Origin of the sequence: Nocardia kruczakiae NBRC 101016 (assembly GCF_001612965.1) — a bacterium.
Classification (GTDB): Bacteria; Actinomycetota; Actinomycetes; order Mycobacteriales; family Mycobacteriaceae; genus Nocardia; species Nocardia kruczakiae.
In genome coordinates this window covers 21948-29092 of the sequence record NZ_BDBL01000069.1, presented here as the reverse complement: position 1 = coordinate 29092, position 7145 = coordinate 21948, and the positions used below count along the sequence as shown (strand labels likewise).

General features: G+C 68.2%; 7 protein-coding genes and 1 pseudogene. 5 read left to right on the top strand and 3 right to left on the bottom strand.

Annotated elements, in window-relative coordinates:
• The 4 genes and pseudogenes from NK1_RS35245 to NK1_RS31975 form a co-directional block, all read left to right on the top strand.
• A pseudogene (locus tag NK1_RS35245) lies at positions 1 to 312 on the top strand (ESX secretion-associated protein EspG); the annotation flags it as partial.
• A 54-nt stretch (positions 313 to 366) separates the two neighbouring features.
• Positions 367 to 1215, top strand: a complete 849-nt coding sequence (locus NK1_RS31985) for a PPK2 family polyphosphate kinase (RefSeq protein WP_063014799.1) — start codon at positions 367 to 369, stop codon at positions 1213 to 1215.
• Positions 1216 to 1420: 205 nt separating this feature from the next.
• Complete coding sequence (locus tag NK1_RS31980; RefSeq protein WP_245660977.1) at positions 1421 to 2206, top strand: DsbA family protein; 786 nt, start codon at positions 1421 to 1423, stop codon at positions 2204 to 2206.
• Complete coding sequence (locus tag NK1_RS31975) at positions 2203 to 2769, top strand: vitamin K epoxide reductase family protein (protein ID WP_051043292.1); 567 nt, start codon at positions 2203 to 2205, stop codon at positions 2767 to 2769. The genes NK1_RS31980 and NK1_RS31975 overlap by 4 nt, the downstream gene beginning before the upstream one ends.
• Here NK1_RS31975 and NK1_RS31970 read toward each other — a convergent pair whose 3' ends face one another.
• Together NK1_RS31970 and NK1_RS31965 are read right to left on the bottom strand one after the other, a co-directional pair.
• On the bottom strand, positions 2770 to 3882 hold the full coding sequence (locus NK1_RS31970; protein WP_063014797.1) for a S1C family serine protease: 1113 nt from the start codon (positions 3880 to 3882) through the stop codon (positions 2770 to 2772). It abuts the gene before it with no gap.
• Positions 3883 to 3964: 82 nt separating this feature from the next.
• Positions 3965 to 4783: a ZIP family metal transporter gene (locus NK1_RS31965; RefSeq protein ID WP_245660976.1), complete on the bottom strand. Its 819-nt coding sequence runs from the start codon at positions 4781 to 4783 to the stop codon at positions 3965 to 3967.
• A 20-nt stretch (positions 4784 to 4803) separates the two neighbouring features.
• Here NK1_RS31965 and NK1_RS31960 point away from each other — a divergent pair, with 20 nt between their 5' ends.
• Entirely contained in the window at positions 4804 to 5856 is a 1053-nt protein-coding gene (locus tag NK1_RS31960) for an NAD(P)-dependent alcohol dehydrogenase (RefSeq protein ID WP_063014795.1), read from the top strand.
• Here the strand turns inward: NK1_RS31960 and NK1_RS31955 are convergent.
• Entirely contained in the window at positions 5834 to 7144 is a 1311-nt protein-coding gene (locus NK1_RS31955; protein WP_157104550.1) for a phthiocerol/phthiodiolone dimycocerosyl transferase family protein, read from the bottom strand. The two genes, NK1_RS31960 and NK1_RS31955, sit on opposite strands and share 23 nt — an antisense overlap.
• Position 7145: the final 1 nt, after the last annotated feature.

The following is a 7145-nucleotide window of genomic DNA, read 5'->3' as shown; positions in this document are numbered from 1 at the left end:
ATGCGCGAACCGCAGCAGGCGGTGCTCGACACCGGAACCGACGCCCGGCCCGGCGGCGATATCGGCACGCCGCAGGATCCGGGCGCCGCCCGCTTCCGCCGCACCCTGCGCGCGCCGGTCGACGCGCGCGGTTTCATCACCGTCACCGTCGCACCGGACGATCCGATGTCGCCGCCGACGCGGCATCGCACCTGGCTCGACATCGCCGGCGACGGCCGCTATCTGCTCACCACGGCCGCCGAGCTGGTGCTGACCCCGGTCGACGACGCCGAATTCGCCGCACAGTTGACGAGATTGGCCGGAATCGGCTGACTCACGACACGATCACCGCCCGGCTGCCGGGGCCGCCGACCATACTCGACGGTTATGGCGAAATCTCCGTGGACCGAACCTGCCACCACCGCGTTGCGAGCAGCCGGGGTCCGGCTCGATTCCTACGATCCCTCCGCTACCCCCGGATTCACCGGCGGCAAGAAACTCGGCGAGCAATTGCTGCCCGAACGCGGCGAGGTGCTGTCGGATCTGCAGGAGGTGCTGTTCGCGAACGGCCGCTCGGGTGACCACCGCAACCTGCTGCTCATCCTGCAGGGTATGGACACCTCCGGGAAGGGCGGCGTGGTGCGGCACGTGATCGGCATGGTGGACCCGCAGGGCGTGCGGCATGCCGCCTTCGGCGTTCCCACCGACGAGGAACGCCGGCACCACTATCTGTGGCGAATCCGCCATCGGCTGCCGGCCGGTGGGCAGATCGGGGTCTTCGACCGGTCGCATTACGAGGACGTCCTCGTGGTGCGGGTACAGAACCTGGTGTCGCAGGAGGTGTGGGAGCCGCGCTACGACGAGATCAACGAGTTCGAACGGGAGATCTCCGAGGCCGGCACGACGATCGTCAAGGTCGCGATGTTCGTCTCGCTGGACGAACAGAAACGCCGGCTCGCCGAGCGGCTGGAACGCTCGGACAAATATTGGAAGTACGACCCGAGCGATATCGACGACCGCGCCCTGTGGCCCGAATATCAGCAGGCCTATCAGGACGTGCTGGACCGCACCGATACCGAGCACGCGCCGTGGTACGTCGTTCCGGCCGACCGGAAATGGTTCGCCCGGCTGGCGATCACCGAATTGCTCATCGACGCGCTGAGCGGGCTGAAGCTGACCTGGCCCGCCCCGCACTTCGACATCGAGACCGAGAAGGCGCGGCTCGCGGAGAGCTGATCCGCACGCCGGACACCGGTCACCGCCGCGAAGATTTCGACCGGAATCTCGGGGATCTCTCAGGTTGAGCGGGAATCATGTGGTGCCGAGTGTGCCCCGTGCGGCGGCCCGCTGATCATGCGGCACCGCGACGACGCGGCGGACGGCCCGTACGATCGCAGGCGGCGCCCGGCCGCACACATACACGTAACACAGGAAAGGCGTGGTGAACTCCGAGGTGAGCAAGAATCCGCGTGGGAAGAACTCGCTGACGGCGGTGCGAGGCGGAGATCGCACGCGCACGATCCTGATTCAGGTGGGTGTCGCGGCCGTGCTGATCGCGCTCATCGCGGCCATCGGCATCAGTATCGCCGTCAAACAGTCCAACAAGAACGACACCGGGCCGGTGCCCTCGGTCGCCGCGCAGCCGGCCGCGCCCGACGCGGTCACCGGATCGATCACCGACAAGGGCGAGATCAAGATCGGCAAGCCCGGCGCCAAGGTCGACATCCGCGTCGTCGCCGACCTGCAGTGCCCGGCCTGCAAGATGTTCGAGAGCGCCAACGCCAAGGCCATCGAGGACGCGGTGAACGCCGGCACGGCCAGCGTGCGCTACAACATCATCGCCTTCCTGGACCAGTCCTCGGGCGGTACCCGCTACTCCTCGCGCGCGGCCAACGCCGCCTACTGCGTGGCCGGCTCCGATCCGACCAAATTCCTGCCGTGGCTGACCACCATGTACGAGCAGCAGCCCCCGGAGGGCGGCACCGGCCTGCCCGACGAGAAGCTGGTACAGATCGCCCAGGCCGCCGGGTACACCGATCCGGCCGTGGCCGAGTGCATCACGTCGGACAAGTACGACAAGTACGTGCAGAAGACCACCAAGGACGTGCTCAACAGCGGCATCAAGTCGACGCCGACGGTGTACGTCGACGGTAAGCAGATCACCAGCTCGCAGCAGCTGATGCAGCCCGACGGCCTGCGCCCGGTGATCGAGGCCGCGGCCAAGTGATCACCGCCCGGCCCCGCCCCGCGTGGCTGCTCCTGCTCGGCACCCTGCTGGGCTGGCTGGCCGCGGTGACGCTGACGATCGAAGATTTCAAACTGCTGAAGGATCCGTCCTATCGGCCGTCGTGCAGCATCAATCCGATTCTGTCCTGCGGTTCGGTGATGGCGACCCATCAGGCGTCGGTGTTCGGATTCCCGAATCCGATCATCGGCGTGACGGGATTCTCGGTGGCGGTCACCATCGCGGTTCTCGCGGTCGCCGGTGTCGCCCTGCCGCGCTGGTTCTGGGGCGGGCTGTGGATCGGGCTGATCGCCGGAATGGGCTTCGTCTTCTGGCTGATCTTCCAGAGCCTCTACCGCATCGGCGCGCTGTGCCCGTACTGCATGGTGGTGTGGACGTTCACGCCGATCTGCCTGGCGGTGGTCACCGATCAACTGTGGGGCGGGGCCCGCGGGATCATGGGCATCATCGCGCAGTGGCGGTGGACGATCGTGGTGGTCTACTACGCGATCGTGCTGTTGCTGGTCTTCCTGCGCTTCCAGGACTACTGGCTCTCGCTGTTCTGATCAGTTGGGCGGGCCGGCGGCCAGCGTCACCGCGAGCGCGCGGTGGGTGCCGTCCGGCTCGACCAGATCCAGCCGGATCACCTCGTCCGGCCGGCGCACATTGAGTGCGGCCTTGAGACTCTGCGCCGAGGTGACCGGGGTGCCGTCGACCGCGACGATCACCTCGCCGGAATTCATCCCGGCCGCGAAGGCCGGCAGGCCGTAGATCGCCACGTCCACCCGGGCGCCGGTGGGTTTGGCATCGGAGGTCAGCACACCGAGAGTCGCGGTCGGGCCGACGTGGACCGTATCGGTGGGAATGCCGGTGCGGATCTGGCGCACCACGCTCAACGCCCGATCGATCGGCACCGCGTACCCGCTGGCCTGCCCCTGCTGCCGGGACAGTTCTCCCGATGCGGCGGTCACCACGCCGATCACCGCCCCGGACCGGTCGACCAGGGCGCCACCGGACTGTCCGGAAACCACCGGCGCGGCCACCTCGATCATGCCGATCAACGCCTTGCGCGACAGATCAGCGGCATCGCGCGCGACGATCGAGGCATCCAGCGCGGTGACCGTACCCGGTGTCGCGGTCGGGGAACCGGTTCCGCCCGCATTGCCGATCGCCAGCGCCTGATCACCGACCCGGACCCCGGCGGAGCTGCCGATGCGGGCCACCGCCAGCGCCGCCGCGCCGGTCAGCGACAGCAGGGCGATATCGGCGTCGGAGTCGTAGCCGAGCACCCTCGCCGGATAGTGCCCGCCGTTGCCGAGATCGCCGACGGTGATGGTCTCCGCGCCCTTCACCACATGGTGGCTGGTCAGGATCTCTCCGTCGGGACTGAGCACGATGCCCGAACCGGCCGCTCCCATCCCGCTGGGCCGGATCGACACGTTGATGTTCACCAGTTCGGGTTCGACGGCCGAGGCCACCGCCGCGGGATCCATCGGCGGCACGGGCGGACCGAACAGCGCCGAGGTGGAGTGGCCGGCGGGCACCGCCCAGCGCGGCAGATCGCCGCGGTAGCCCAGAAACGCCGCGCCGACCAGGGCCATGACGAGCACGAAGACGACCGTCGACAGCCACCCGCCGCGAGCCGGACGCGATCGCCGGCCCGAATGCTGCTCGTCCATCGCCGCTCCCGATTCTGCATGCCCGGGGTGGGCTGGCGGAGTTTGTGCTTTTATGTGTATCAAATCGGCGGGGCGCCCGGTATCACTCCTGCAATGCCGCCACCGCGAACATCAGCGCGGCGCCCGCGATCGTGCAGAACAGCACGGCCCGCGACGGTCGGCCCGAATGTGCTTCCGGGAGAATGTCACTCGTCGCCAGATAGAGCAGGAATCCGGCGAAATATCCCAGATACAGGCCCGCGACGTCGGCCGGCACCCGGATCACCGTGCCGATGATCGCACCCGCCACCGGGGCCAGCGCGTCCAGGACCAGCAGGGTCAGCGCCCGCCGCCGCGCATTGCCGTACAGCGTGGGAATGGTGAAGGCGTTGAAGCCGTCGGCGAAATCGTGCGAGATCACCGCGATCGCGACCGAGACGCCCAGTGCCGTCCCGGTCTGGAACCCGACGCCGATGCTCAGACCGTCGAGCATGCTGTGGAAGATCAACCCTCCGGTGGCGACCAGGCCGACCGAGGGAAAGTCGTGGGTGTGGCGGCCGAAATCCTGTTCGTGACCGACGTGGATCGCCATCTCTCGTTCGATGATGTGAATGGTGAAGAAGCCGATCACCGCGGCCACGAGCACCCCCGGCACCCCCGCGACGAGCTGACCGGATTCGGCCAGCGCATCGGGAATCAGGTCGAAGGCGACCACACCGAGCATGATTCCGGCGGCCAGCCCGAGGACCAGCCGCTTGCGCTCGCCGATGCGCGCGGCCACCAACCCGCCTGCCAGCGTCGAACACATCGATAGCAAGGCCAGCAGGATCGCCACCGGATCAGCATCCGATATCGCCGCGGGCCCGCCGAGCACATCCGACCGGCGGGTCGCCCGGTGGGGATAGTTTGCAAAGGCAACCATGCGGGGGTAGGCATGAACGCATGACCACAGCTGCCGCGTATTCCGTATCCGCGCCCGACGGCCGGTTCACCAAGACCACCATCGAACGCCGCGCACTCGGCCCGCACGACGTGCTGATCGATATCAAGTACGCCGGCATCTGCCACTCCGACATCCACACCGCGCGCAACGAGTGGCACGGCACCAAGTACCCCTGCGTCCCGGGTCACGAGATCGCCGGCCTGGTCGCAGCGGTCGGCTCGGAGGTGACCGAGTTCGCGATCGGCGACCGGGTCGGCGTGGGCTGCATGGTCGATTCGTGCGGACAGTGCGAGCCCTGCCTGGCCGGTGAGCAGCAGTACTGCGTGCGCGGCGCCACCATGACCTACAACGGCACCGTCCCGGAGGAGATCCAGGCCGGCGGCTACACCCTGGGCGGGTACTCGACCCAGGTGGTGGTAACCGACGGCTTCGTGGTGGGCATTCCGGAGGGCATCGGACTCGACGAGGCCGCGCCGCTGCTGTGCGCGGGAATCACGCTGTATTCGCCGCTACGGCACTGGAACGCCGGCCCCGGCAAGCAGGTGGCCATCATCGGCATGGGTGGCCTGGGCCATGTCGGGGTGAAGATCGCCGCCGCGATGGGCGCCGAGGTGACGGTGCTGAGCCATTCGCTGAACAAGGAGGACGACGGCCGCCGGTTCGGCGCGCATCACTACTACGCCACCACCGACCGCCAGATCTTCCGCGATCTGCGCAACCGGTTCGACCTGATCATCAACACCGTCTCGGCCGATCTGCCGATCGACACCTATATGCGCCTACTGAACCTCGACGGCACCATGGTGATCCTCGGCCTGCCCGATCAGCCGCTCGCGGTGCGGCCGTTCACTCTCACCGGCAACCGCCGGTCGCTGGCCGGCTCGAATATCGGCGGCATCCCGCAAACCCAGGAGATGCTGAACTTCTGCGCCGAACACGGCATCGGCGCGGAGATCGAGGTCATCTCCGCCGATCGCATCGACGAGGCCTACGAGCGCGTGGTCGCCAGCGACGTGCGGTACCGGTTCGTCATCGACGCCGCCACCATGTGAATTTCGGGGCGACGCCGGCGTCCGCGGCGGTGCGGTGCAGCAACTCCGCGAGAGTGCGGCGCACCCGGCCCATCTGAGCGCGGCTGTGATCGTTGGTGTCGTATTCGACCTGCACCGTCAGCCGCTCCCCGAGGGTGAAGGCGGTCAGCTTGGGCGGCATCCCGGGCCCCATGGCGAGCAGGTTGTCGCGCACCAGCCGTACCCCTTCGGGGACGATGTGGTCCGGCACCCGGCCGATGTTCGACAGCGCGATACTGGGCTGTTCCGCGAGCATCCGGGCGGTGGCCTCGTCGCGAATGTATCTGCCCGCCAACGCCATTCGCGCGGGGTCGCGACGCTCGAGCGCCGCGCGGACGTCGGCGTGCACCACCTTCCCCAGCTCGAACGGATCGGCGGATTCGGCCACCGCCAGGAGCGTGCCCCAGCCGGAGGCGCAGTTGAGCACCGTCTCGTCGGGCAGCCACGGATCCAGGGCCGCCCGCATATCGGCGGCATAGCCGCAGACCATCGGCAGTGCGCCGACGCCGCCCAGTTCGGCTCGCACCGCGGCCAGCGCACACCCGCTCAGCAGGGCGTTCACTCCGATTCCGGCCGCGCGCGCCGCCGCGGCGAAGGCCGCGGTCACCTCCGGTTCCAGTTCGATCCGCTCGGCGACGAAGAGTCCGCGTCCCGATCCGGCCGTGCCGTCGCGCGGCAGGCGCGCGGGCGGCTCACCGATGATCGTGCGCATCGCCGCGAGCAGTTCGGTGACCTCCGTCTCGGAGACGACGGCGGTGAGGCGCTCGTCGACCGCGCGAGGCAGTTCGTGATTCGCGCGCACCGGCATCGGCGCGCCACGGCGGTGGGCGGTATAGCGCCGCCACATCTCGTCCAGCAGCGCGAAAGCCGAACGGCCGTCGGTGATTCCGTGGTGGATGACGAGCACGATGCGGGTCCGGTCGCCCTCGTGGAACACCCGCGCGAAGAACAAACCGTCGTCCCACGGTTGCGGCTGATTGACGAAGTCGACGTATTCGATGTCGCCACCGGGACTTTCGGTGACCGGAGGACGGTAGCCCTCGACGTGGCGGAGCACGAGCATCCCGCCGTCGTCGACTCGGCGGCAGCTGAGCAGCGGATGTTCGGCGGCCAGTTCGGCGAGCACCGTGCGTAGCAGTTCGGTGTCGAATCCCCCTTCGACGGTCGATCCGATGAACAGCGCCATTCCGCCGACCGGCACGGAACCGAAGGTGGCGTGTTCCTGGAAGTAACCCGATTCGAAGGGCGATATCGGACGTTGCGTGACCATA

Coding starts and splice junctions, on each gene's coding strand:
- NK1_RS31985 (WP_063014799.1), top strand. CDS start 367: ATGGCGAAATCTCCGTGGACCGAACCTGCCACCACCGCGTTGCGAGCA.
- NK1_RS31970 (WP_063014797.1), bottom strand. CDS start 3,882: ATGGACGAGCAGCATTCGGGCCGGCGATCGCGTCCGGCTCGCGGCGGG.
- NK1_RS31965 (WP_245660976.1), bottom strand. CDS start 4,783: ATGGTTGCCTTTGCAAACTATCCCCACCGGGCGACCCGCCGGTCGGAT.
- NK1_RS31960 (WP_063014795.1), top strand. CDS start 4,804: ATGACCACAGCTGCCGCGTATTCCGTATCCGCGCCCGACGGCCGGTTC.
- NK1_RS31955 (WP_157104550.1), bottom strand. CDS start 7,144: ATGGTCACGCAACGTCCGATATCGCCCTTCGAATCGGGTTACTTCCAG.